This window comes from Vibrio sp. Hep-1b-8 (assembly GCF_006124995.1).
Lineage (GTDB): Bacteria > Pseudomonadota > Gammaproteobacteria > Enterobacterales > Vibrionaceae > Vibrio.
Genome location: NZ_QEWN01000009.1, coordinates 1 through 25,431 on the forward strand (window position 1 = coordinate 1; position 25,431 = coordinate 25,431).

The 25,431-nt window shown below is 46.1% G+C and carries 17 protein-coding genes, 3 pseudogenes and 1 riboswitch; of the genes and pseudogenes, 10 read left to right on the forward strand and 10 right to left on the reverse strand.

Annotation, left to right across the window (positions count from 1 at the left end; all coding sequences use genetic code 11):
- The coding region (locus DA100_RS03155) for a transposase (protein ID WP_171052127.1) at nucleotides 1-292 on the forward strand (292 nt) is incomplete at its 5' end.
- On the opposite strand, the gene DA100_RS03160 is transcribed toward DA100_RS03155, so the two are convergent.
- The gene (locus DA100_RS03160) at nucleotides 262-885 is read right to left on the reverse strand and encodes a hemolysin N-terminal domain-containing protein (RefSeq protein WP_240800871.1); all 624 of its coding nucleotides are present in this window, start codon (nucleotides 883-885) and stop codon (nucleotides 262-264) included. The genes DA100_RS03155 and DA100_RS03160 overlap by 31 nt on opposite strands.
- A 443-nt stretch (nucleotides 886-1,328) precedes the next feature.
- Nucleotides 1,329-2,231: a LysR family transcriptional regulator gene (locus tag DA100_RS03165; RefSeq protein ID WP_138970841.1), complete on the reverse strand. Its 903-nt coding sequence runs from the start codon at nucleotides 2,229-2,231 to the stop codon at nucleotides 1,329-1,331.
- Nucleotides 2,232-2,353: 122 nt separating this feature from the next.
- Between DA100_RS03165 and DA100_RS03170 the strand changes: the two are divergent.
- Nucleotides 2,354-4,137 (forward strand): annotated as a pseudogene (locus DA100_RS03170) (alkyl sulfatase dimerization domain-containing protein).
- Between the two features lie 114 nt (nucleotides 4,138-4,251).
- On the opposite strand, the pseudogene DA100_RS03175 reads toward DA100_RS03170, so the two are convergent.
- Nucleotides 4,252-4,947 (reverse strand): annotated as a pseudogene (locus DA100_RS03175) (dicarboxylate/amino acid:cation symporter); the annotation flags it as partial.
- Nucleotides 4,948-5,427: 480 nt separating this feature from the next.
- On the opposite strand from DA100_RS03175, the gene DA100_RS03180 reads away from it, so the two are divergent.
- The 4 genes from DA100_RS03180 (at nucleotide 5,428) to DA100_RS03195 (ending at nucleotide 8,137) form a co-directional block, all read left to right on the forward strand.
- Complete coding sequence (locus DA100_RS03180; protein WP_138970842.1) at nucleotides 5,428-6,048, forward strand: LysE family translocator; 621 nt, start codon at nucleotides 5,428-5,430, stop codon at nucleotides 6,046-6,048.
- A 292-nt stretch (nucleotides 6,049-6,340) separates the two neighbouring features.
- A complete protein-coding gene (locus DA100_RS03185) occupies nucleotides 6,341-6,799 on the forward strand; it encodes a YaiI/YqxD family protein (protein WP_138970843.1) in 459 nt (152 codons plus the stop codon).
- Nucleotides 6,800-6,808: 9 nt separating this feature from the next.
- Nucleotides 6,809-7,762, forward strand: coding sequence for a LysR family transcriptional regulator (locus tag DA100_RS03190; protein ID WP_138970844.1), 954 nt, complete (start codon nucleotides 6,809-6,811; stop codon nucleotides 7,760-7,762).
- 135 nt (nucleotides 7,763-7,897) lie between these two features.
- A complete protein-coding gene (locus DA100_RS03195) occupies nucleotides 7,898-8,137 on the forward strand; it encodes a YdcH family protein (protein WP_138970845.1) in 240 nt (79 codons plus the stop codon).
- 143 nt (nucleotides 8,138-8,280) lie between these two features.
- On the opposite strand, the gene DA100_RS03200 is transcribed toward DA100_RS03195, so the two are convergent.
- Entirely contained in the window at nucleotides 8,281-9,168 is an 888-nt protein-coding gene (locus DA100_RS03200; protein ID WP_138970846.1) for an AraC family transcriptional regulator, read from the reverse strand.
- 177 nt (nucleotides 9,169-9,345) lie between these two features.
- Between DA100_RS03200 and DA100_RS03205 the strand changes: the two genes are divergently transcribed.
- A complete protein-coding gene (locus tag DA100_RS03205) occupies nucleotides 9,346-10,557 on the forward strand; it encodes a sugar efflux transporter (protein ID WP_138970847.1) in 1,212 nt (403 codons plus the stop codon).
- Here the strand turns inward: DA100_RS03205 and DA100_RS03210 are convergent.
- The 5 genes and pseudogenes from DA100_RS03210 to fdhF all read right to left on the reverse strand — a co-directional run.
- Nucleotides 10,547-10,684, reverse strand: a pseudogene (locus DA100_RS03210) (nucleotidyltransferase family protein); the annotation flags it as partial. The gene DA100_RS03205 and the pseudogene DA100_RS03210 overlap by 11 nt on opposite strands.
- 90 nt (nucleotides 10,685-10,774) lie before the next feature.
- Entirely contained in the window at nucleotides 10,775-12,985 is a 2,211-nt protein-coding gene (locus tag DA100_RS03215) for an ATP-binding protein (protein ID WP_240800872.1), read from the reverse strand.
- Between the two features lie 11 nt (nucleotides 12,986-12,996).
- Nucleotides 12,997-15,213 carry an EAL domain-containing protein gene (locus DA100_RS03220; RefSeq protein WP_138970848.1) on the reverse strand — a complete coding sequence of 739 codons (2,217 nt, stop codon included), beginning with the start codon at nucleotides 15,211-15,213 and terminating at the stop codon, nucleotides 12,997-12,999.
- Nucleotides 15,214-15,371: 158 nt separating this feature from the next.
- A complete protein-coding gene (gene ribB / locus DA100_RS03225; protein ID WP_138970849.1) occupies nucleotides 15,372-16,028 on the reverse strand; it encodes a 3,4-dihydroxy-2-butanone-4-phosphate synthase in 657 nt (218 codons plus the stop codon).
- Between the two features lie 108 nt (nucleotides 16,029-16,136).
- Nucleotides 16,137-16,292: riboswitch (FMN riboswitch) on the reverse strand.
- A 124-nt stretch (nucleotides 16,293-16,416) separates the two neighbouring features.
- Nucleotides 16,417-20,625 carry a formate dehydrogenase subunit alpha gene (gene fdhF / locus DA100_RS03230; RefSeq protein WP_138970850.1) on the reverse strand — a complete coding sequence of 1,403 codons (4,209 nt, stop codon included), beginning with the start codon at nucleotides 20,623-20,625 and terminating at the stop codon, nucleotides 16,417-16,419.
- A gap of 317 nt (nucleotides 20,626-20,942) precedes the next feature.
- Between fdhF and napG the strand changes: the two genes are divergently transcribed.
- From napG to DA100_RS03245, 3 genes are all read left to right on the forward strand, one after another.
- Nucleotides 20,943-21,704 (forward strand): ferredoxin-type protein NapG, encoded by a 762-nt coding sequence (gene napG, locus DA100_RS03235; protein ID WP_138970851.1) that lies wholly within the window; start codon nucleotides 20,943-20,945, stop codon nucleotides 21,702-21,704.
- Nucleotides 21,704-22,558, forward strand: coding sequence for a quinol dehydrogenase ferredoxin subunit NapH (gene napH, locus DA100_RS03240; protein WP_138970852.1), 855 nt, complete (start codon nucleotides 21,704-21,706; stop codon nucleotides 22,556-22,558). Before napG ends, napH begins: the two co-directional genes overlap by 1 nt.
- 339 nt (nucleotides 22,559-22,897) lie before the next feature.
- Nucleotides 22,898-24,481, forward strand: a complete 1,584-nt coding sequence (locus tag DA100_RS03245) for an ATP-binding cassette domain-containing protein (protein ID WP_138970853.1) — start codon at nucleotides 22,898-22,900, stop codon at nucleotides 24,479-24,481.
- On the opposite strand, the gene DA100_RS03250 is transcribed toward DA100_RS03245, so the two are convergent.
- On the reverse strand, nucleotides 24,478-25,428 hold the full coding sequence (locus tag DA100_RS03250) for an endonuclease/exonuclease/phosphatase family protein (protein ID WP_138970854.1): 951 nt from the start codon (nucleotides 25,426-25,428) through the stop codon (nucleotides 24,478-24,480). The two genes, DA100_RS03245 and DA100_RS03250, sit on opposite strands and share 4 nt — an antisense overlap.
- Between the last annotated feature and the right edge of the window lie 3 nt (nucleotides 25,429-25,431).

The following is a 25,431-nucleotide window of genomic DNA, read 5'->3' on the forward strand; positions in this document are numbered from 1 at the left end:
CATCTTAGATGGTGCGGTCTATCACCGCAGTGACTTAGTCAAAGATGCAGCGTTTGTCCTAAATATCGAACTACATTATCTTCCACCTTACAGTCCAAACCTCAACCCAATTGAGCGGCTTTGGAAGGTAATGAACGAGCAGTCGAGGAATAACGTTTACTTCAAAAATAAACGAGACTTCAAGGAAGCCATCGATCAATTTTTTACTGTGACTCTTCCAGAGATCGCAGGTTCACTGACGTCTCGAATCAATGATAATTTTCAGGTACTCAAGCCTGCATTTTCAAGTTGATTGGGTATAGGATAACTACAAAGGTACTTTTTAGTGTTGGGTGAACCAAAAAGTCGGGATTTTTGAAATCGACATTCATCGAATGTTATCCGTCGATTGACGTTTAAATAAAATGCTACGTGTGGAAGAGCCGCAGTGTTTTCCGACCGAGCGAATGAAGACGTATCGGTCTCAGTACTCAGTTCTAAATTACTCACGTTAGGATCATCTTCATTATCGACAGGAGAGAACATTAACTTCCCTTTGTATCTACTGACTATGAGAAAGTCACTGTCAAAAGTTAAGCCAATTTGTTGCCTCAACATTGATTTCGCTTGTTGTTTTTGCTCCTCGTCTTCAATCATGCTGAAATCGACAAGATAGCGACGATTTTGATTTAAAATGTCATCATTAGCTGTCTTCATGGATGGGATATTACTCTCATTGGTGAGCCAATAATCCGCATTAAAATATCTCACTTGGCTGCTATCTTGAAGGCTACTAAGTATCTGGACAGCTCTGCCTTGCGGTTCGTTAATGTTCGCTTGCGCAGTGTTAATAAAAGCTAAGCTTGCAAGGATAGCTATAGCATTGAGTGTTTTATTTCTCGGCATCACAAAAACACCTCTATGTAATCATTGTGCTAATTAATTCTGTTTTTTCCTACAATAGTGTTTTCTATCTCAATTAATAAAATAAATGATAGTGCCCAGTGATAAGGAAAATAAGCAGAAGGCTATTAAGTCGTTATTAGATAACCACGTAGGCAGTATTGATACATGGCTAGCTAATATTGATAACCTAATTGTTAATTATGTTGGCTCAGTATCTAAGTTAAATATTTGTTAAATTTCAGTCGTTTCATTGCTTATCCCTTCTTGGGATGATGAATGTATACAGTTAAATGTGGTGATATTTGAACGAGTGTTGTAAAAAAACCTTCATTTAATTTAAATAAAGACAATTACTAAGTTAGTGAAGTATAAATTAGTTAAACCTCTATTTTTATGGGTCGGTTCCATTATTATTGTCAGGATATTCCTTGTGTAAGAAATATTTACCCGCTAATGAAGTAGGATTTGAGTTTATTACGTAGCCATTGGTTGGCTGGATTGAATTTCATTCGATTGTGGGCCATTAAGCGATATTTGACAGGGATACTGGTGAAAGGTGCATCCATAACTTGTAAATCGAGTCTATCTGCAAACTGGTTGGCAAGGCTTTTAACCACAGCGGCGAGGCAGTCACTGTTGGAAATCATGGTCATCTGCGACACTAGCGAGTCGCACTCCGCAGCAACTCGTCTCTCACCAATTGACTCTTCGGTGAAATAGTCGGCGAGGTAAGCCTGTTCCCTTCTCATCTTTAGTGTAACGTGCTTCTCTTCGTAAAATTGTCGGAGATCGACTGACTTATTAATCCTTGGATGTCCCCGGCGGGCAATGATGCAGATTTGATCGTCAAACAAGAACTCAGAAAAGAATGAAGGGGCAGAGTAGTTGGCAAAATCAATCGCGAGATCGGCTTGTTGTCGATTGAGGTTGTTGATCAGTTTCTCTTCACTCGACAAGGTTGGATGTAGTTCGATTTCAACGTTCCCCAGTTCCTTATCCGCATCGATTTTCGGCAGTAAGGTAAGCATGATGGGCTCTGTTGTGTAGACCACAAAACGACGTGAATGCTCGGTAGAAAATGCTTCAATACCTTGTATCGCGTTATGAATCTGACTCAGCGCAGGTTCAATTTGGCGCACTAACTCTTGTGCCTGATGGGTAGGCGCAATTCCGCGACCAGCTCGAACAAACAGTTGAACGCCGAGTTGTTTCTGCAAACGTTTCAAGACACCACTAACACCTGGCTGGGTTAATCCCAATACCTCAGCGGCAAGAGTAATCGAACGCTGTTGATAAACGGTAATGAATATTTTCAGCAAATTGAGGTCAATGTTGTCATTGCTCATTCTGGTTCCTTCAATACATAACAAATTGCGATGTTTCAAATGAAGTTACATGCATGTATTTAGATGTGTCAATTGAATAAAGTACATTTTGTACCCAATAACGAGACACTATGAGGCTCCCTATGACTCGACGTTTTTTACCCTCAGCGATTTCATTGGCACTTATCATTTCACACTCTGCTCTGGCTGACTATGCCAGTTTAGAAACGTACCAAGGCAACCCTGCGACTGAGCATACTAAGAGTGCAAACCAAGAACTTGCTAAACAACTGCCTTGGCAAGATGTATCAGCATTTGAGCGCACCAAGAAAGGTCTTATTGCGGAATTTGGTAGTCATCAGGCTGGCGAGTTAAAAAAGCGCACTGATAATGGCTATGTTATTCATGATCCTTTGTTATCCAAGCAAGCCGCCGCTGCCTCATGGGAATTTGCCAAAATGCATCTGCCAAAGGTCAATGGTGAACACAAGATTACCGGTATGATCTATTCGCATATGCACGCTGACCATTTTGGCGGCTCTCGAGGCATCATTGAGTCTGGTGATTTCATTGAAGGTGCGCCGATCTATGCACCAAATGACTTTATTAAGGAGCTGGCTGATGAGAATGTTATCGCTGGTACCGCGATGAGTCGCCGTGCTAACTACCAATACGGTACCACTTTAGATAACAACCCTCAGGGTATTGTTGATAATGCTCTTGGCTTGGGCACTTCGCGCGGAGAAGTGACTTTGGTTGCACCAACCCAAGAAATCTCAGAACGTGAGAAAGTCATTACTATTGATGGCCTTGAACTTCACGCGATCAATATGCCCGGTGCGGAAGCACCTGCTGAAATTGTGCTTTACGTTCCCAAATATCGTTCCCTAAACACAGCAGAACTCACTTATGACGGTATGCACAATATCTACACATTCCGAGGGGCTAAAGTTCGTGATGCCTTAGTATGGACTAAATATCTTACTGAGCTAAAACTGCGTTATGTTGATAGCGGATTGGTCGATAATATTCATGCGGCACACTCAGCGCCAGTGTGGAATGAAGCGAATACGGAGAACAATGAGATCTCGGACTACATGACGCTTCAGCGTGACAATTATGGCTTTATCCATAATCAGGCGATGCGTTTGGCACACCAATGGTTACCACGGTTCATACAGTCACAACGCTCGTGCTGTGGTGAATTTGTATCTTGGCTATCACGACATGAACCCAGTGAACACCAATCCGTTGCAAACTAAGGACAAGTCTTGTGTTTATGTAGCCGCCGCAGGCGCTGACACGTTGTACAAAGCAGGTCAGGCACACTACAGCAAAGGTGAATACCAGCAAGCGTCACAATTGTTTAATGACTTGGTGCAGTGTCAGCCGGATAACATTAATTACCGTTTTTCGCTTGCAGATAGCTTTGAACAACAAGGCTATCAATCAGAGACAATGGCATGGCGCAACTCGTATCTGCAAGGTGCTGTAGAGTTAAGAACCGGTAAAGTACAACCTTCGATTAAACTGGCCTCAGCACCGAGCAGATGTGATTGCCAATACACCAACCGGTATGTTCCTCGACTTTTTAGCGGTGCGACTGAATGCAGAAAAAGCAGAGCAGGCAGGGTTGAACTTTAGCTTTGGTATCCACCATCCAGACATCAACGAGCGTTATTTTGGCGAAGTATCGAACTCAAATATGGCGAACATCGCCGTTGAGACGATGCCAAACACGGATGTAGAGTTAGTGATCAATAAGACTGACATGACAGAAATGGTGTTGGGGAAAGCATCTCTCGATCAATTGTTGAAGTCTGGCAAAGTGAAAATCAATGGTAATGCGGAACTGGTTAAGCACTTAACGGATTCGTTAGATGATTTTGATGGCATGTTTGAAATCCTTCCGATGCCAACCAAATAATCAGGATGTATAAATCAAAAAACGCCTCGATATGGCTATCGAGGCGTTTTTTATCGTTAGAGCTATTTGCCGACCTTGCTGAAATTGGCTTCTAAGCCAACTGCTATGATCAAATTAAGCTTCTGAACGTTTGAGATGAACTTCTTCTTCTTCGGCTCCAGCCATTGGGTCGTTGAAGCGAGATTCGTCCAGTGCACCTTCAGACTTAGCAACAATAATAGTCACGGCACTGTCACCAGTGATGTTAACAGCAGTACGAATCATATCGAGTAGACGGTCAACACCCATGATCAGTGCGATACCTTCCAGCGGTAGACCTACTTGGTTTAGTACCATTGCTAGCATAACTAGACCAACGCCTGGAACACCTGCCGTGCCGATAGAGGCTAGGGTTGCTGTGAGGATAACCATCAGGTAATCACCCATCGTCAGGTCAATGTTGAACGCCTGTGCGATAAATGCAGTCGCAACACCTTGCATGATCGCAGTACCGTCCATGTTCACCGTTGCACCTAATGGTACGGTAAACGATGACACACGGTTCTCTACACCCATGCGGTTCTTAGCCGTTTCCATTGTCACTGGAATCGTTGCATTTGAAGACGCCGTCGAGAAAGCGAACATAATTGCGTCTTCCATCTTCTTAAGGAAGGTGATTGGGCTTAGACCAGTAAAGCCTTTTAGCATCAAGCTGTAGGTGACCAAACCATGCAAAAGTAGCGTGCCAGCCAGTACGAGGAAGTACTCTGCCAAGTTAACAATTGCACTCAGACCAAGACCTGTGAACAGTTTCGCCATCAAGAAGAACACGGCTGGTTAACGACATTGGCTTCTTGGTATTCATAGAGAACACTCCTTATAGTTATGCACCCTGAGTTCATTTCAAGGCGAGCAGGAGGTTAGCAGGCGAATAAAAAAATAAGAAAGCAAAATAGTGGAGGGGATGTGTAGATGTGACCGCTGTCACTGCTTTTTTGTGGTATTTAACGGCGTGCTAACTAAATTATGCAAAGTTATTATCTATAAAATCGCAAAATTAACACTGAAAATCCTAGCTGTTAAAATAGAAGCCTTTCTCATTACGTGAGAATCCAAATGCATATAGTCATAGGGTTGGTCGAAAAGTGCATATATAGTCAGGAGTTATTCAGTTAGAGTCGTAATTTTCGATACGTCGCTTCTCGTACTGATAGGGACATTCTGTGCCTCTATTGCTTATGTCGGTGTATGGTGTTTGGCTGTACATTGCATTATGTTAGATCGCATTACTACTCCTCACGATCTAGGTCTATGAATACTGCTTTGCTGGGAATGTTTATTCCGACTTTTTTCTTTGTCTCCATTACTCCGGGGATGTGCATGACGCTTGCTCTAACATTAGGTATGAGTATCGGTTACCGACGAGCCTTGTGGATGATGGCGGGTGAACTGGTGGGCGTTGGATTAGTGGCGATAGCGGCGGTGGTCGGTATTGCTGCGGTTATGCTCAACTATCCTTGGTTGTTCGTTGCACTGAAATTTATTGGTGGTGGGTATCTACTTTATCTTGGCATCCAGATGTGGCGTTCAAGAGGCAAACTCGCGATCAATCTGGAACAGCAGGCTGCGGTACCACAAAGTGATTGGGACTTGGTGATTCAAGGATTTGTCACTGCTATTGCGAATCCCAAAGGTTGGGCTTTTATGATCTCTCTTCTACCACCATTTATCGATCAAAAAGCCGATCTCATGCCACAACTTGTGGTACTCGTCTCGATTATCTTAGTGTTTGAATTTATCTGCATGACGCTATATGCCACGGGTGGAAAAGGATTGAAACGCTTACTGGGTCACTCTCAAAATGTCCGTTTAATGAACAGAATTGCCGGAACATTGATGATGGGAGTTGGCGTGTGGTTGTTTGTCAGTTAACGATGCGTCTTTTACCACTTAGGTGAATACGAGTGAACCTATTACCAGCCCCTGAGTAGCTCCCTCTCTCAGGGGCTTTTTACATTGAGCGTATTGGCGTGTTTGTGGGTCAACTCGCGCGAAACGCAATGGGGTTGTTTGCCTGTCGGGCTTTCTAGTCAAAAAGATTTGCAGGGAGTAAGGTTAGTTTCGATACTGGAACTGCTGTACGCTTTAAATAACGCTATTATGCTTCAACAAATTGCGGTCTAATGATTGCGTTAATTTAGAGAAGATTAAGGAATCGAGTTTGATGAAGATTTGGGTAGATGCAGATGCGTGTCCGGTCGTGGTTCGTGATGTTTTATTTCGAGCCTCTCAGAGGACTGGTGTCGAGGTGACTTTAGTTGCTAACCAATTTATCCGCACCCCAGCGTCGCCGAAAGTGACTATGTTGCAAGTACAACCTGGTTTTGATGTCGCAGACAACGAAATTGTTAAGCGCTGCCAAATCGGTGACTTAGTGATCACCAGCGATATTCCTCTCGCAGATGAGATTATTACCAAAGGTGGTCATGCATTGAGTTCTCGCGGTGAAATGTTTACCAAAGAGAACATAAAGTCACGCCTTAATATTCGCGACTTTATGGAAACCATGCGCAGCAGTGGTATTCAGACGGGAGGTCCTGCGCCGCTTAGTCAGGCTGATCGCCAGCAGTTCGCTAACCATTTGGACAAGTGGTTAGTGCAATGGCAACGTTCGCAAAAGTAAGGCGCTGAGATGGCACTGGTTAATCAACTCTCTCTGTTTATTGATGTCGTGCAGCAGGGCTCGTTTGCTAAGGCTGCGGCGTTGAATGATATGGATAACTCATCACTATCCAAACAAATCAAGAAACTAGAGACAGAACTGGGTGTGCAGTTGCTCAATCGTTCGACACGCTCTTTCTCACTGACTCCTGCGGGTGAAGAGATCTTAGAGCAAGCACGGAATTTGGTTGGCACGTTGCATCACGTACAGTCGATAGCGGATTCTTACCATGCACAACCAAAGGGACGCATTCGCGTAACGGCTCCTCTCCATATTGGACAGAACCATCTTCAACCTGTGATTACCCAGTTTCTTAAAAATTATCCTGATGTTGAGATTGAGCTGCTGCTTGATGATAAGCGTTCCGACATTATTTCTGACCACTTTGATGTCGCATTTCGTTTAGGAAGATTGGATGACTCGAGCCTGATTGCGAGGAAAATTGCTGATATCAGAGCGGTTATCTTAGCATCAGATACGTTTATTGAACGTTATGGGGAGCCGAAAACTCCGGATGAATTGGTTAAGCTACCCTCTGTTGTTTACAGTAATCGTTCATTGATCGTTGATACGATGAGACTCAGTGAACAGCCGGGTGGGGAAACATTTCTCAACTACAAGATGAAGGGAAACTGTAAGGTAAATGACGTGGCAACTCTCATAGCGGCGGTACAGGATGGATTAGGGTATGCGACCATATCGTCTTCCAACCTCAATCGGTCGATTGTCGAGATGAATCTACGCCCTCTCCTCACACAGTATACGCTGTGCAATGGAGATCTCGCTTTGTATGCCCTCTATCCTCACCGTAAACAAACGGCATTGGTCAAAGCATTTATCTCGGCAGTTGAAGCCCATATAGGAAAACCGCCAATATGGGAGCAGTATATTCCTAACTTTGCTCACTTTTATCAAAAGCAATGAGGTTAGTAGGGGGCGGCATTGAGCCAGACCATTTTTCCTGCTACTCAGTGCGGGAGATCGCATAAATCAATTCCATTAACTGCTATGGTTAAAAAATGACCAGTTGTTTTATTCTCGAAAAAGGAGGTGTTATCTATGCTCGGTGAAGATCACTCACTACTTAAGGAATTTCCACAACATAAGCAAACAATACAAGCATTAGCAAAAGAGAGTCTGGAGTTCGCAGAATTGATGAGAGAATACAATGCTCTCGACAAAGATATTCGAAAGCTGGAGATGCGTGACTCGCCCATTAGTGATGAAGAGATGCATCTCATGAAGCACAACCGAGCTGAGATGAAAGATCGCCTTCATCAATACCTAATAAATCAGTGACATAATGAATGCTTATAACAAAGGCTCTTATCGGGCCTTTGTGGTTATTGAATTCTGTTATGTTTCAATGGAGTCGCCTTGACGAATTATTCGTTGTGCATGCAATTCATCTTTTATTTGTGGCGAGAAGAGAGGGGATAGAATTAGTTAAAACGCGCTCTGAACTGCGATGGAGTCATCTGTTTTACCATGCGAAATTGGCGATTGAAGTTCGATAGGTTTTGAAATCCTGTCTTCTCTGCGACTAAAGCAATTGGGGTGGAAGAGCTGGCGAGGAGTTCACACGCTTTACCAACGCGATACTGTTTTAGGTGGTCAGAAAAACTCACTCCATAGTGCTTCTCAAACAAACGATAGGCTGAACTTTCACTAATATGCAGTTCCTTACAGAGGTCGGAAATACGTACTGCGTGTTGATAGTTGCGTTCAATAAACTGTGTCGCCATAGCGACTCGTTTGTGTGCGTCGTTATCGCCAGATAACTCTTTGAGTCGATAAGGGGTTACAGACAGTTTTTCGGACTGTTTGTCATCAGCGAGATGGATCAATACCTCCATCACTTTAAGCGCTTGTAGGTGCCTTTCACTGCTTTCAATTCCACTTAATAGTGCAGACACTTTTTCGGCAGTTTGCGCACTGAATTTTAGACCAAAGGCGGCATTTTCCAGCAAGCGTTTGATATTGCGAGCCTCAGGGATCGCCGCTTGAAGTTTCTCTATCCAATGATGTTTAAGCCAGACGATAATCGAGCTGTGTGGCTTCTCGTCACTGCCTGCCAGCTGTCCGGTAATCATATGGGGTAGCCCAGGCCCATAGAGTAGGAGAGTGTTGTGATTCACTTGCCCGATGGCATCGCCAGCAAAGTAGTTACCGTTAAACACATGCTGAGGGTCGAGATAAAGAACCAGTTCATATTCGGCGTGGTAATGCCATGAGCAGGCGAATTGCTCATTTTTAACACGACAGTGATACTCTCTTACCAGCCAGTCATAACTGGGCGAGTTAAGGACATTTTCTATAAAAGGCTTCATCTGACATCCTCCAATAACGGCAGTTAGAGTAATCGATGTGTTGTTTTTCTGTCAAAGATATAACCGTTGTTGAAGGATTTGTATTAGATGTGGCTCGAATACCATCATTGAATCTCGATAACTTTGTATAGACTAACGCCATTCAATATGAGTGGTTGGCTATAGGAGCGTTTGGGTATGTATCGAGACAAAACGGCAATATTGTTTATTTTTACAGCGTTCGTTTCAGGCTTGTGCGGTGCGTTCTTTTATCCGCTATCAAGCTTGTTTATCGTTGAGCAGTTAGGCGCATCCCCAATGATGCTGAGCATGTACATGGTGCTTGCGGTAGTAAGCTCTGTGATTGTCTCACAGTTGATTGCGACTCAGTCGGATAAAAACTGGCAGCGTAAAACGATTCTTATCGTCGCGTTATCTTGCTATCTGATCACTGTGCTGAGCTTTGTTTTTGTTCGTGATTATTGGCTGGCAGTCACTATAGCAACGGTGTTTGGTAGTGTTAGCGGTGCCTCATTTGGTCAGCTGTTTGCGATGGGAAGAGAGTATGCGGACAAGAATGTCGAAGATAGTACGACGTTTCTGTCAACGATGCGTGCTGGTATCGCCATCGCTTGGGTATTTGGCCCTCCTGCTGCCTTTATGCTCAAAGCGAGCTTCGGTTTCAGCGCGGCGTTTATGGTCTCAGCATCGATCGTTTCCATTGCCATTCTGGTGATCACAACCTCATTGCCATCTTGTGAAGTTACTGCGCCTTCTGGCGAATCATCGCAAGATAAACCATCCAGCCGAGGTGTTAACCAACTGGTTGCGCTCTATTGTGTTGCGATGGTATTCGCCTTTGCGGCGAACAACCTCTATATCACGAGTATGCCGCTATATCTTTCTCAGGAGCTGAAAGTAGATGGAAACTGGCTTGGTTTTCTATTTGGTGCGGCGGCATTGTGTGAGATCCCAGTGATGCTATGGGCGGGACGTTTGGCGCAAAAGGTCGGTGCGATTAAGTTGATGATGCTGGGTGTGGCGACGGGAATTGTGTTCTATATGGTGATGTTAACAAGTCAAACCTTTGTCACTATGCTGGCGGCGCAAATTTTAAATGGCTTCTTTATCGGCGTATGTGCGACGCTCGGAATGGTTGTATTGCAGGATATGATGCGTGATCGTTTGGGAACTGCTTCGACCTTGTTTTCAAGCATGTTGAGTATCAGTATGCTGCTGGCCAGTCTCTCTGTCGGCGTTGTGGGAGAGTTGTATAACTACTATTCGACCTTATATGTCTCATTTGCAGGTGTGATTGTCGCTGTGATTCTGTTGTGGTTGTTTACCTACAAAGTCCGTCAGCAACAAACCGTCTTACCAACAACGGTTCCATCGATTTCTAGTCACTAACCACGGTCAGTTTTGGCCAGCGATTCAACCAACCTTTTCTTGATACTCGCTGGTCAAATACGGTTTTACATCGCTTGGGATTGTGAGTGAGTTTGAGCTCAAACAGCGACTGATAACCAAATGCCGCGCACACCGTAACGCTTCAACCCTGATAGGATCTTGTGTAATTAACTCAACAATTCTCTTCATAAGTGTAAGGCACAATGGGTGATTGAACTTAGGACTCGAGAGTATCACTTTTTGGTGCATTGAGCGGTAGCGTCAGTGTAAAACAACTGCCTTTTCCCGGTTCACTGCTCACTTGAATATTGCCGTTAAGTAGTCCGGTCACAAGGTTGTAGACGATATTTAGCCCCAGACCTGACCCACCTTGACCCAAACGGGTAGTAAAGAAAGGGTCAAAGATTTTGCTTTGATGCTCAATCGCTATGCCATGGCCATTGTCGGTAACTGTGATAATGGCATTGTGACCTTCAGAATGGCAGCGAATGGTTATCATCCTATGCTCTTGATCTGAGAATGCATGAACCAAAGCGTTTGAGAGTAGGTTCATCAGAACCTGTGTCAGAGGACCGGGATAGCTGTACATTTTAATTGATTCTTCACATTCGGTTTCGAGCTGTATTTGTTGACGTGAAAGGCTTGGCAGCATAGTAACTTTTAGTTCATGAGCGATCTCTTGCAAATCAAACACGCGTCTTTGATAACTCGATTGGTCAACTGCCACTTGCTTGAAACTGGAAATCAGTTCAGAAGCTCTGCGCAAGTTGCGCTCAATACTTTCGGATGACTCGGTACTTTTGCTGATATAGCTATCGAGTGCTGAACGTCTTAATCCCTGCTGAATGGATTCGACAAATTGTTGATTAAAATCTTTTAGGCTGCTGGCGACGATCATTGCATTGCCAATAGGAGTATTGAGTTCATGGGCGACACCAGCGACCAGAGAACCAAGCCCTGAGAGTTTTTCTGAACGGACTAACTCTTCTTGAGTCGCCTTCAAGGTTTCCAGCGTATGCTCCAGTTCTATGGTTCGTTCATTCACTCGACGTTCGAGATCTTGTGTTTGTTGCTCGATGGTTTCTAAGTAGCGGCGTCGATCCTGTTCCCTGTTTGCGGCGCGTTTAAACCAATTTTGCCAGCGAGAAGGTACATCTGGAATAACAGGGGTCTCTTGACTGGGCAAATCTTCAACGAATTGCGCTAAGCGCAGTGCTGGCTGACTAAAGTTCCAATGCTGGTAGAGTACGACGAACAACAAGAGCGCAGTAAAGGTTGAGGCGAGCATTAAGTTGGGTAACAGACTATCGAAGACATATTGGTTTATTTCGCTGTTGGTCAGTTCTAAAACGAGTCGCCAAGGAGTGTCGGGTAGTATGAAAGAGACCCAATAACCATCGGAGACGTTTTGCAACTCGCCATGGATCACTCGATGGGCTTCGCCAATGGACATCAACGTCAGAATTCCGTGTTGAGACTGACTCTCTGTTTTGTCTGTCAAGGCTCCATCACTGTCGCCAATTACTAAGCCTTTGTCATCGACAATCACTAAACGACCTAGGTCGAGTGGTCGTTTAGTGAGAATTTTATCTAGGACGGAAAGAGTGATATCCGTACCGACAGCACCAATAAAGTCCTCTTTGTGATAAACAGGAGCCAGCAGTGAAACCATCATGCCTTTTCCCCCCGCATCCATATAGGGCGTTGTCCAAACTTTCTGCTTCGTCGGGTTTGATCTAGGGTTAATGAGTTTAAGTGGAAAGGTTCCTCCGGCCTGAAAGATGATATCCAGGGTGTCGTCCATATTGTTGGTTTCTGTCGCTGCCATAAGATCACGGTAGCTTAACCAAGGATAGAGGTAAGTGAGTACTTCATTGGCATCGTAATAATAACTCCACTGAAAATCACTGTATTGCTGATGGGTTGAAACGACTTCGCTGGTCATTGTGAGCAATGCACTGACGTCGAAGGTGTAATCTCTAGGATTTGAGCGAACATAAAGTTGCCCCAATTTAAGTCTCACGTCTGGGGGCAAGTTTTCCCACGGCGCGTTTTTAGGCGAGTCTTGAGTTATCTGCTTGAGGTACTCAAGAGCGCCATCTCGGGGGATAAGCTCGGGATACAAATAGGCGGTTTCCAGTGTTCCACGCATGCGGTCGATATGGTTAAGAGAAACAGAGAGTGTCTTGTTGAGAGACAACATTGACTCCATTCCTTTTTGCGTTTGTTGTGTGAGGAGCTGTGATTTGAGCTGGTTACTAAGATAAAACGTGTTGCCTAGAGTGAGCAGTACAATTAGAATCAGGCCACCGTAAATCATAGCGCGATAACGACGAATCAAGGCTGCGGATCGAGTGTGAACTCTGGCAATAGCATCGTCAGTTGATTGACCAGAGTTGGATGCTGGTGGGATGTCCGGATTATTCATCGCTGGCTCACTTATTGTTTGTCGTCCGGTTGAGAGACGAAGGTTATCAACTGTTCCATTTCCATCGCTTTGGCAAACAACCATCCTTGCCCTTCTTCACAGTGAAATGCTTTCAGTTTGTCGTGTTGAAAAGAGGTCTCAATCCCTTCCGCTGTGATCTGCAAACCTAACGTTTGACCGAGGTTGACGATCATCTTCGCGATGCTGCAATCTTCTTCCATCGCATCGACAAATGAACGATCTATTTTCAGACGCGTTGCAGGTAATTTATGCAGAATACTGAGTGAAGAGAAACCTGTGCCAAAATCGTCTATTGCGATCTTACAACCCAACTCACGCACTTGATTAAGCACGTCGCACAATGCAGATAGGTTTTTAGCAGCAATGGTTTCCGTGATTTCTAACTCAATTTTCTGCGGTGCAATGGCATGCTGTTTGAGACTGGATTCGAGTAGATGGACGAACTCTGGCTCATCAAGTTGGGTTGGAGATATGTTGATCGCCATGGTTATCTGAGTGCCGACACTATTGAGCAGTTGGTTAAACTGTTGGCAGGCTCGTTCGATAACAAACGCGCCAATATTCACCATCATCCCAGACTGTTCTGCGAGGGGAATAAACTGATCCGGTGGAACAAGATCACCATGTTTATTGCGCCAGCGAAGCAAGGCCTCGATGCCAGTTAACTCGAGTGTGTTGAGGTTGTACTTTGGCTGATACATCAGAAAAAGGGCATTCTCTTCCAGTGCCTGTTTAAGTTCGATAAGAAGTTGCATCCTGTCGCGAGCATTTTGCCCCATGTTCTGTGAAAAGGTCATGGCAGCACCGCGATGATGCATTTTGGCCTGTTTCAGCGCGACTTGGGCATCTTTGTAACGTTCGGAGAGTTGTTCGCCTTGGCAGAGTTCAACCAGCCCGATGCTTGCCATGACCTTGAAAGGTTGGTCATCAACCGTGAAGTTACATTGGAAAACGTTGCTGATGGTCAAGTCGGTGACCTCTTTTTGCGAACCAATGATGGCGAATACATCACTGCCAACTCTTGATAGAAAACAGTTTGGAAAAGCGTGGCTAAGTCGTTCGGAAACTGCGATGAGTAGATCATCTCCTAGTTTGTGACCGAAACTGTCGTTGAAAACGGAAAAGTCATCAATGTCAATCAGAGCCATGACTTGTGAATGCTCCGATTGAGAGGAGGAAAGTTGATACTGCAATAGGCTGTTTAGGTTGGGTATGTTGAGCAGAGGATCGGTGAATGCTTGCTGCTCAAGACGGTTATAAAGCAAGACATTGTCAAAACCAACCGACAGATTCGCGCACAACACTTCGAGAAGATGCTGATCCACACTTTCTAAAGGGCGATTCACATCCACATAAGCGGCCAATTTTCTGCCATGTTCTGTGGAAAAATAGAGAGTTAGCCCATCTTCAAGTTGATTTTCACGTTTTTCAAGGCAAGTTAGGATTCGGTCGCGGATGTTGTGTGAGTCCAGTTGCTCTATTGGAGACTGAACATACGGTTGGTAGCGGCCAGCTGCTGCGATGATCTGCGCGGAAGATGAAGCGCAATCCGATAGACTTTCCTGAACGCAAATTAAGCCATCGGGTTCTATCTGAATGATGGCACTGATCTGTTTTACTGCCCCCTCTGCAAACATACGCATGCCATGATAGTGGGCGAGTTCAGTGCTCGCTTTGACCACCTTCTCTAAGCCTTGGCGCATGGTATGTTGATTACAAATCTGTTGATAGGCTCTGATGGCGCTGGTCAGAATGGTAAAGAGGCGGATTCGAGTCAGTTCAGGCTTGGTGCGATAGTCGTTGATGTCATAACGCTGAATGGTCTCCATTTCAGGAGCATAGCCTGGTTGACCTGTACGAAGAATGATCCTTAACGCGCTTAAATGCAGTTTTTCTCTAATTGTTTCGACCAACTCAAGCCCTGCGCGGTCGGTTTCCATGACGACATCAAGCAGTATCACACCGATATCCGTTTCATGACTCAGTACCTGTTCTGCTTCCGCAGCGGAATAGGCATGAAGGAACTCGATTGGGCGGTTTTCGATGATGATGTCTTTTAAGGATAACGTCGTCGCATGATGGAGATCTGGATCATCGTCAACGATCAGTACTCGCCAAGTTAGTTTCGGAGACGTTGTGTCAAGCGTATCTGGCTCATCTTCAATAATGACCAGCAAATCATCGTTTGAGTTTTGTTCCTCGTCCATTCGACCCTCTATCCTTTGAGATATCACTAAGATAAAAGTTTAGTCCTAGAAGTATAGAGATGCGAAATATGACTGATTTTAGAAAAGATAGCGGCTGAGGGTTTTGGCGATAAGACTTTTGTAAGCCAAGCCCAAACGATGGGCTTGGCAATCAGATTTTATGCAAGCTTTAGGTCGAACTGTTGGCGGTACATCACCATATCTTCGATGGTCAGAACAGGCATATCATGCAGTTTACCAAAGGCAACGATCTCGGCTGTTTTGGCCATTGTTCCATCAGGATTGGTGACTTCGCAAAGCACACCAGCAGGCTGGAGCCCTGCCATTTGCATCAAGTTGATAGTACCTTCTGTGTGTCCACGACGGACCAAAACGCCACCTTTGCGTGCACGAAGAGGGAACACATGGCCTGGACGTGCCAAATCCGATGGTTTTGCCAGAGGGTTTGCAGCCGTTTTAATCGTCGTTACGCGATCTTGAGCAGAAACGCCAGTGGTGACACCGACTTTTGCTTCGATTGAAACCGTGAAGGCGGTTTGGTTGGCACTGTTGTTATTGCTGACCATTGGGGTTAGCTCTAAACGATCCGCTTGCTCTTCTGGCAGGCAAAGACAGACAATCCCGCTACACTCGCGAATCATCAATGCCATTTGTGCAGTGGTAAGCGATTCGACGGAATAGATAATATCGCCTTCATTTTCACGGTCTTCATCGTCAAGCAGCAGTACACCTCGGCCTTGTTTGAGGGCAATGAGTGCTTGTTCAACGCGTGTGATTGGGTCGCCGAATTCGGCTAGTAGTGATGACTGATTCATGGTTAACTCCTAAATATCACCAGAATCAGGGCATGCATGAGTACTGCGACATGAAAAGTCACAGCCAAAACGAAATGCACCACAGCAGCAAGGGCTAGCGTGGTGTGTTTTCATTCTCTCTCATCCGGACTATAACCGTCGGCTCTGGGTTTTCACCAGATCTGCTGACCTCGACGTATCGAGCGCTCGCGGGCTCACCCCAATGTCAAAATTGGCTAGGGGAATACCGCCGGTGGGGAATTTCGCCCCGCCCTGAGAATAAATTAAACGTTTGCTAATATAGCGAGGGGATTGTATCGATTCTGATAGGAAAATCAATACAGTAGCTCAAGGGGCAAGAATAATAAAGCCAACGAGGATTCGTTGGCTTTATTCTCTTTATCAACCTTTAAACGGCGGCCTCAAAAGGCAGGGGTTCCACTTTCACTGCCGCGACTTTGAATTCTGGTATCTTGGCATGGGGGTCGGTTGCTGTGGTCGTAAGTCTATTGACTGGCGACTCAACAAAATGGAAAGGAATAAAGATAACGCCTTTTTGGATACGTTTTGTCACGAATGCATCTATCTCAATCTCTCCTCGACGGGTCGAGACTTTAAGTCGCTGACCGTTAGAAATACCTAATGCTTCTGCATCCTGAACACTGATCATGGCACGTGGCCCCGCGAGATTATCTAACCCTTTGGTTTTACGCGTCATGGTACCGGTATGGAACTGTTCTAGAACACGTCCCGTGGTAAGCACCAATGGAAACTCCTCGTCAGGCAATTCTGCCGCATAGCGGAATGGTACGCCTACCATCTGACCTTTGCCGCGAGTGAACTGTGTCTGATGCATAATGCGAGTACCATTCGGATTGTTTTTGTTGCTCGGCCATTGAACGCCTTCAGGGGTAATCGCATCCCAGCGCAGTCCGGCATATTGAGGGGTAACACGTGCAATCTCGGCGGTAATGTCAGAGACGTGTTGATAGTGCCAGTCACTTCCCATCGCGTTAGCAATTTGTTGGATGATCCACCAATCCTCTTTGGCTTCTCCTGGTGCTTTGACGGCAGCATTGATACGCTGTACGCGACGTTCAGTGTTGGTAAAGTGGCCTGATTTTTCCGCAAATGAGCATGAAGGTAGAACCACATCCGCGTAGTGAGCGGTTTCTGTTAAGAAGATGTCTTGAACAACCAAGAAATCCAGTGCCTCCAAACCTTCGATAACATGCGCTTGATTTGGGTCACTAAGGACAGGGTTTTCCCCCATGATATAGAGACCTCGAACCGTACGCTGGCATGCACCATCAATGATTTCAGTGAGAGTTAACCCCGGTTCAGAAGGTAGATGAGTTGCATTCCATTCGATCGAGAATTTCTGACGAATCATTGGGTTGTAGACTTTCTGATACCCTGGGTAGCTGTTGGGCAGCGCGCCCATGTCACAGGCTCCTTGTACGTTAGACTGACCACGGAGTGGGTTAATACCGCCGCCTTCAATACCGATGTTGCCGCACAGTAGCTGCAAGTTGGCGATAGAGCGAACGTTGTCATGGCCTGTGGTGTGTTGTGTAATCCCCATCGAGTAGTAAACAGCGGTTCGTTTGGCTGTTCCTATCATTCTCGCCATAGCAAAAATGTCTTCACCGCTGACGCCTGTCACTAGCTCAACTTTATCCAGAGCATAAGCAGGTGACATCACTTCTTGAAGCAAGGTATCAAAGCCATCAACACGCTCTTCTATATACTCTTGGTCGTACCAACCATTTTTGATGATTTGCTGCATGATGCCGTTAAGCAGCATGACATCTGTCCCTGGGCGATGCGCGAGATAGAGCTGAGCATGATCGGCCATATCGATACGTTTGGGATCGGCAACGATCAGACGAGCACCGTGGTGGCGGATAGCTTGCTTGATATGGGAAGCGATAATCGGATGAGCAGAGGTGGTGTCTGAACCGATAATAAAAATAACATCCGAGTGTTTGATACTCGGAATGTCGTTGGTCATCGCGCCACTACCGAGCGAGGCTTCTAGCCCGGTGACACTCGACGCATGGCAGAGACGAGCACAGTGATCAACGTTGTTTGTCCCTAGTTCGCGACGAATAAATTTCTGGAAGGCATAGTTGTCTTCGTTGGTGGTTTTGGCTGATGAGAATCCTGCCAGTGCATTGCCACCAAAATCTTGCTTGAGAGCGGTAAATTTACTGGCAATCAGAGTAATAGCTTCATCCCAACTTGCGGGTTGTAACCATCCGTCTTTACGGATAAGTGGCGTCGTTAAGCGAGCTTGATCACCGATGAAATCGAAACCAAAACGTCCTTTGACACAGAGCATGCCTTGGTTCACTGGAGAATTGGCACCGGTTATGCGGCGAATTCGGTTGGCTTTCTCGTCAACATGCATGGTTAACTTGCACCCCACACCACAGTAGGTACAAATGGTGTCGACATGTTTGAGCGACTCTTCGCGACCCTGTGAGCGATCTCGACTGTCAACCATAGCGCCCGTCGGACAGGCCTGAATACAAGCACCACATTGAACGCAGTTCGAGTCCCCCATCAAGATTCGACCATGGCGGCTGGAACCGAAGTGCGGTCTGTCATCTGGTCTCAGTGCGGGACGACCATTTTGGTCGTGAACAAAGTTGAGAATGCCATGCACCGCTTGTTCACTGCATGCCTGAATACATTGACCACAACTGATACATCGGTTGGCATCAAACTCGATAAACTCTGAACTACGATCAACTGTAAACTTATGTCGTGTGTCTTTGTGACGGAGATTGAGCCAGTCTTGGTGTGTTTTTACTTCAACTGGCAACGAAAAGTTCTGTTGCGCACCATATTCGGTTGAGTAATCCCGCAAATCACAACTGGTATTGGCTTGGCAGCCGCACTCTAGGCAACGAGCCGCCTCTTTCATTGCTTCATCATTGTCAAAACCGAGTTCGACCTCATCAAAGCTTTGCTCACGTTGAGCGGGTGTCAGCTCGGGCATAATGCTGCGCGCGACTTTCTGCAAGTTTTCAAAGTGGAGAGGATCGACCTGAGCGAGCTTTTCTTCTTTGCGTGAGTTAAAGGCAGGTTTTGGCATGTCAGCCATATCACCATTGAGAAATAGGTCGATGGCTTTGGCTGCTATTCGACCGTCACCAACCGCTTCAACCGCGGTTGCAGGCCCACGCCGAAAATCACCTATGCTAAAGATATTGCCCGTGCCAGTGTGCATGGTTTGGTCGTCAGACTGAGAAGTATTCCAGCGCGTTAGTGGGATTGAAAGTGAATCGTCGTCGAGGAAACTTAAGTCCGGTTTTTGCGATACAGCGGCGATTACGGTGTCAAATTCTTGGGTGAAAAACTCTCCTGTCGCCTCTGGTCTCCGGCGGCCAGACGAATCGGGCGCACCTAATGCCATACGTTCCAACTGGACTTTTTCTACTCGTCCATCTGAGCCCGCAATATTTTGAGCTGGATTCGTTAAGAACAGAAATTGTACGCCTTCGTGTTCAGCCTCTTCGATTTCATACTCTTCAGCGGGCATCTCTTCACGAGTTCGGCGGTAGATAATCGTGGTTTCAGCCCCCGTTCTGCGAGCGGTTCGCGCACAGTCAATCGCGGTGTTACCCCCACCGATGACCGCGACCTTATTCCCGGTAGTGTAGTGTTGTTCTGTGACATAATCTTTCAGGTAGTCGACGCCGAGATAACAGCCTGCTAAGTCACTGCCCGGATAGTTCATCTCAACCGCCAATGACGCACCAACAGCCAAACAGACTGCATCATACTCGTCGCTTAGCTGAGATAAGGTAAAATCGACGCCGAGTTTTTTACGGGTTTGAATCTGCATGCCGTTGCGGCACATGAGTTCGATCTCTTTATCTAAGATCGCTTTTGGCAATCGGTATTCTGGGATCCCGTAGCGCAACCATCCGCCCGCCTTTGGCATCGACTCAAACACCGTCACATCATAGCCTTCATTGGAGAGATAGTAGCCAGCAGTCAAACCGCCAGGGCCACTGCCCACCACAGCAATAGAGAGTCCTTTGGCTAGTTTTTTCTCCGGTACGTAGGATTCTTGCGCAGCAAGGTCTGCATCTGCGGCATGTCGTTTTAGTTGGCGGATTGCAATCGAGTCGTCGACCAAAGAGCGGCGACATTCACTTTCACAGAAAGCAGGACACACACGGCCAATAGAGAGTGGCATTGGCAGGGTGCGTTTGATGACCTCAATCGCTTTTTGATGGTCGTTCTGGGCAATGAAGTAGAGATAAGATTGAATATCGACACCAGCAGGACAAGCGGTTTTGCATGGCGCTTCGCAGTCAGCGTAGTGGTCTTGCATGATGGTGTTAAGCGCTTTACGCCGGTGAGCACTGAGCTGCTCTGATTGGGTTTTTACGTTGAGACCGCGATAAACTTTGAGTTCGCACGCCCGTTGAGTGCCGCCACTTTCCACTTCGACGACACACAGGTCGCAAGGCACCTTGGCCTTGGATTTGTTTAATCCACACAATGAAGGTATGTCGACGCCACACACTTTTGCTGCTTCCAGAAGAGTAGAACCCTCTTCCACAATCCGGAACTTTCCGTCAATTACGATTTCTATCATAAGACCCTCACAGCGTAATTTTTAAAGCCTTACATTTTATAAGGATAACACTTGGCAAGGAAACAACGTGTGACAAAAAACGCATTGTGTGGCGTTTTTTTGAACAAAAGTCATCATTGTGCTTCCGTGCTAATTGATCAATATGCGCTGTCGCTCTCCTCAGTTAGTTGATTCTTATCAATAGATGTTTGATACACCCCTTTAGGGTTATATATAACCTTACGAACTGTATTGAAAATGCAGCTATTATCTTCAGGATTGCTATGGTTACGAAGAGAGTTGAGCCTAGCTAAACCGCTGGTGTGAGGAAGTGAATCATGAGTGGGTTTAAATCAAAAACATCAGAGAGCCGACGTCGGTTTTTGCGTGATGCTGTTCGGACAGCAGCCGGTGTTGGGGCTGCGGCAAGTGTATTGGGGTTGCAGTCAATGCAAAGTCAGGCAAGAGATGGCACAGGTGTTCCGATTCGTCCGCCAGGTGCTTTGCCAAAGGGTGAGTTTGAAAAAGCGTGTGTTCGCTGTGGATTGTGTGTTCAGGCTTGCCCTTATGAGACATTGAAACTGGCCACTCTGTTATCTCCTGTAGAGTCAGGAACACCCTATTTTACCGCTCGTAGCATTCCATGTGAGATGTGTGAAGACATTCCTTGTGTGCCGGTTTGTCCGACGGGTGCCCTCGATCCTAATTTGACCAACATCGATGATGCAAGAATGGGTACCGCGGTACTCATTGACCACGAAAGTTGCCTCAACTGGCAAGGTTTACGTTGTGATGTCTGCTATCGAGTTTGCCCGCTTGTTGATGAGGCGATAACGCTTGAACACGTGCGCAATGAACGTACCGGTTATCATGCCAAGTTGATTCCAACCGTTCATTCAGACAAATGTACAGGCTGCGGAAAATGCGAAGAAGCTTGCGTCACTGAGATTGCTGCAATCAAGATCATTCCCACTGAACTGGCAAAAGGCAAGATGGGAGCTCACTACCAATTGGGATGGGAAGAGATCAACAAAACACTTGAAAACAGTGCGCCCGAGGTGCCAAACGAAGCCCTCGAAACCTTGGGGGGTAAGTTGTAATGGCTAAGAACCTAGCAAAGAACGCCGGTAAAGAAGCTGTACGAAAACTTGGCTGGTGGCAAGCTCACCGCTTTTTAATTCTGCGTCGATGTTGCCAACTGCTTATTGTGGCTCTGTTTATGGCGGGGTCTACTCTAGGAGTGCTCAAAGGAAACCTGTCATCCAGCATTTTATTTGACGTGGTGCCAATGAGTGATCCACTCATCATGATGCAGACGATAGCTGCCGGTCATTTACCTGAGGCAACCGCCTTAATCGGCGTTTTGGTTGTGGTCGCTTTTTATGCGGCTTTGAGTCCACGTGCATTTTGTGGCTGGGTCTGCCCTTTGAACATGGTGACCGACTTCGCCGCTTTTTTGCGCCGTAAGCTGAATCTTAAATCCAGCTTTCGCTGGTCATCGACCATTCGTTACTGGTTGATCCCAGTATTACTTATTGGCAGTGCACTTTCGGGCAGCGTACTTTGGGCCTGGATTGACCCTGTCGCCGCTTTGCATCGTGGTCTGGTGTTCGGTTTTGGTGCGGGTTGGGTCTTGATTGGCTTGGTTTTCGTACTCGATCTTCTGTTAGTTGAACATGGTTGGTGTGGTCATCTTTGCCCGCTTGGTGCAACTTATGGCTCGATTGGCCGAAAAAGCTTATTGCGTGTCGTGGCGGTCAAGCGGGAACAGTGTACCAAGTGCATGGATTGTTATTACGTTTGCCCTGAACCAGATGTATTACGTCAGCCATTAAAAGAAGGGGATCGCCGAGTGATGGATCAAAACTGTATCAGTTGTGGCCGTTGCATCGATGTTTGCGCGGAGAAGGTCTTTGAGTTTAAAAATCGCATGTCTATCAAGCAACTCGATTGAAAGTAACGGCGACCCAGTTAACGGTGCTCGCCCAATGCACAGCGGCCTAGCCTTAGTCTGCTGTGCAACTGTGCACGCTTGTGGTTGCTCAGTGAGCAAAAAGTGTTCTATAATCGCGCCATCATTTCTTTAGGAGATTACGCCAATATGAATAACTAACACCTGTTATCCACTGTTTACATTATTTTCGGATTTCACAGGGTTAGTCGGCGTAGCTCGTCACTGCTTATTCTCAAGCATACTTCTCTAAACACAATTGAATATAAGGTTCCTTAGCATTATCGGGATCGATCTATCCAAACTTTGCTACGCCTAATCCTGTTGCTCAGGAGGCAAAGTATGCCAGTAATACAAGCAAATAAAATCAGTTACCAGTTTGACAACGGTGATCGTCTTTTTAGTGACATTTCATGTTCATTGTCCGATAAAAGGGTTGGTCTGGTCGGTCGAAATGGGGTGGGTAAGTCACTCCTAGCGGGTATGTTGACCAAAAAACATCGGCCAACATCAGGGAGTGTTGTGATTAATGCGACACACGATACTTATAGTCAACAGCCGTCGCAATGGCTTATGAACTCAACAACCGTAGCAGACTATTTAGGGGTCACAGATAAAATCACAGCCTTACAACATATTGAAAAGGGCGATTGTGATGACAAGTGGTTTGAAATGCTCGCTGATGACTGGACGATTAAGCAGAGACTAAGTCAGCAACTGGCGGAGTTGGGGTTGCCACGCGAGGTGAATTTTCCTTGTAGTAAGCTCAGTGGTGGACAGTTGGCACGACTCCAATTGTGGCGACTGTTTAATAGCGAGGTTGATCTTTTGGTGCTGGATGAGCCGTCGAACCATCTTGATGGAGAAGCCAAGGCTTGGCTGATTGAGAAAATGGCACAATTTTCGGGGCATATTTTGCTCATTAGTCATGACAGACAATTATTGCGCCAGATGGATCAAATTTGGGAACTGAGCCAGTTGGGGTTGGTTCAGTATGGTGGCAATTATGATGTCTATTCTGAGCAGAAACAACGAGAGCGTAACGCGCTTGAACGTCAGATTGAAGCGGTACGAGGAGAGCAGAAAAAGCTCGAAGTTCAGGCTCAGAGAAACCATGAAAAAGCCCAGCAAAGAGAGGCGCAGGGCAATAAATTACGTAAGTCGGGCAGTCAGTCAAAACTGATATTGGACGGTATGAAAGACAGCGCGACGGCATCACTGTCCAATCGGTTAAAAAATGACAACAACCGGAGGACGATGCTGGCACAGAAACATCATGCTCTGAGCGGTCGTTATGAGCAAATAACGCCGCAAAAGATCTATCTTGAACAAGGCGAAGCTAGCCGAGCAAAGCGACTCAATATTGTCAGTGGCATACTGCCTTTCGGCAGCCGAGAGACGATCAATCTGATCCTTGAAGGGAATAGTCGACTGCATCTTTGTGGTGGCAATGGCAGTGGCAAATCGACCTTGCTGAAGGTCCTGCGGGGCGATATTTGTCTAGAGTCGGGGGAGTTAAAGATCAATCATCCGGTCTGTTATTTGGATCAGCATTTTGGTTTGATCAACGAATCACACTCGATATTGGACAACCTAATGGAGTATTGCTCTGGGATAATTGAAAGTGATGCACGAACCTTACTGGCAGGTATTGGTTTCCGTCGTGACACTGTCTATCGACAGGCCAGTTTGCTCAGTGGTGGTGAAAAGATGAAATTGGCCATGTTGATCGCCAGTCACCAGCCTCTATCGCCAATATTGTTACTTGATGAACCAGATAACCATCTCGATTTAGACTCAAAACAGTTGCTGGCTGAGGCGTTACGAAGCTATCAGGGCGCTTTCATTCTGGTTAGTCACGATGATGATTTTGTTAATGAGAGCGGTGTTACGCAGCGATATACGCTCGTAGGAGAGGGGGGCTAAAGGATAAACCTGACCGTTGTGGCGACAAAGGCGTGATCGCTGGCCTGCTTATCAAGCTCGAAGTGTGGGTTGGTTAGATGCTTGTCTAGGACCAAATAGTCCGTTACGTCTGCAAGAGAGTAGGGACTGTGAGGTTGAAACTCCTGTGACAAAAGAATGTAGTCTAGTACATTGCCCTTGGCAAAGTGGTAGTGCGTGGCTTTTCGTTCTGCATTGGGACGGGTTAAGTTGAACAGTTGCCAGCTATCTTCAAGTGTCAGAGCGCTGTCTGGTTGCTCAACTTGCTCTGTGAGCAGCCCAGTAATATCACTGGATATGGCTTGATTAAAGTCACCTAACAACACCGTTGGTCGAGGGTTGTGCTGATACTCGCGTTGCATAAACAGGCGAAGCATCAGCGCTTCCCAACCTCGCTGCTGACTGGAAAGCCAGCGACCGACTAAGGGCAGATCTCGTTCAGGAGAGCGGCTTTCCGTCGCACGCTGCGATTTTAGATGGCAGACGTAGACTGCGATGTCTCCAATCTCCGGCACGTGGATAATGGTTTGAACCGGCTGACGGCTAAAACTCGGAATCTGGGTCTGATAATCCAATGCAATTTCGCTGATAGGACTGACTGGATTAACCTGAGTGATGGGGTATTTTGACGCAATAGCGACAACGGGTTTGGAATAGATATAGTCTTGTTCCACTGTAGGGGTTTCCACCGTCGCAAAATAGGAGTAGCCGAGCTGTTCCATCATCTGTTGCGCCGCAGCGATACTAAATATTTCTTGTAGCCCGACTATGTCAGCATTGAGTTGAGTTAACTGATGCTGCGTCCAGCGTTTTTTCTCACGCCACGCTTGGTGCTCATAGATGTTTTCAAAATCATAAAATGCGTTCGGGGGCTCAACAAAGTTGAACAAGTTGGCGGTGGCGAAGGTGATTTTTTTGTCTGCAAACAATGC

Coding starts and splice junctions, on each gene's coding strand:
- DA100_RS03160 (WP_240800871.1), bottom strand. CDS start 885: ATGCCGAGAAATAAAACACTCAATGCTATAGCTATCCTTGCAAGCTTA.
- DA100_RS03165 (WP_138970841.1), bottom strand. CDS start 2,231: ATGAGCAATGACAACATTGACCTCAATTTGCTGAAAATATTCATTACC.
- DA100_RS03180 (WP_138970842.1), top strand. CDS start 5,428: ATGAATACTGCTTTGCTGGGAATGTTTATTCCGACTTTTTTCTTTGTC.
- DA100_RS03185 (WP_138970843.1), top strand. CDS start 6,341: ATGAAGATTTGGGTAGATGCAGATGCGTGTCCGGTCGTGGTTCGTGAT.
- DA100_RS03190 (WP_138970844.1), top strand. CDS start 6,809: ATGGCACTGGTTAATCAACTCTCTCTGTTTATTGATGTCGTGCAGCAG.
- DA100_RS03195 (WP_138970845.1), top strand. CDS start 7,898: ATGCTCGGTGAAGATCACTCACTACTTAAGGAATTTCCACAACATAAG.
- DA100_RS03200 (WP_138970846.1), bottom strand. CDS start 9,168: ATGAAGCCTTTTATAGAAAATGTCCTTAACTCGCCCAGTTATGACTGG.
- DA100_RS03205 (WP_138970847.1), top strand. CDS start 9,346: ATGTATCGAGACAAAACGGCAATATTGTTTATTTTTACAGCGTTCGTT.
- DA100_RS03215 (WP_240800872.1), bottom strand. CDS start 12,985: ATGAATAATCCGGACATCCCACCAGCATCCAACTCTGGTCAATCAACT.
- DA100_RS03220 (WP_138970848.1), bottom strand. CDS start 15,213: ATGGACGAGGAACAAAACTCAAACGATGATTTGCTGGTCATTATTGAA.
- ribB (WP_138970849.1), bottom strand. CDS start 16,028: ATGAATCAGTCATCACTACTAGCCGAATTCGGCGACCCAATCACACGC.
- fdhF (WP_138970850.1), bottom strand. CDS start 20,625: ATGATAGAAATCGTAATTGACGGAAAGTTCCGGATTGTGGAAGAGGGT.
- napG (WP_138970851.1), top strand. CDS start 20,943: ATGAGTGGGTTTAAATCAAAAACATCAGAGAGCCGACGTCGGTTTTTG.
- napH (WP_138970852.1), top strand. CDS start 21,704: ATGGCTAAGAACCTAGCAAAGAACGCCGGTAAAGAAGCTGTACGAAAA.
- DA100_RS03245 (WP_138970853.1), top strand. CDS start 22,898: ATGCCAGTAATACAAGCAAATAAAATCAGTTACCAGTTTGACAACGGT.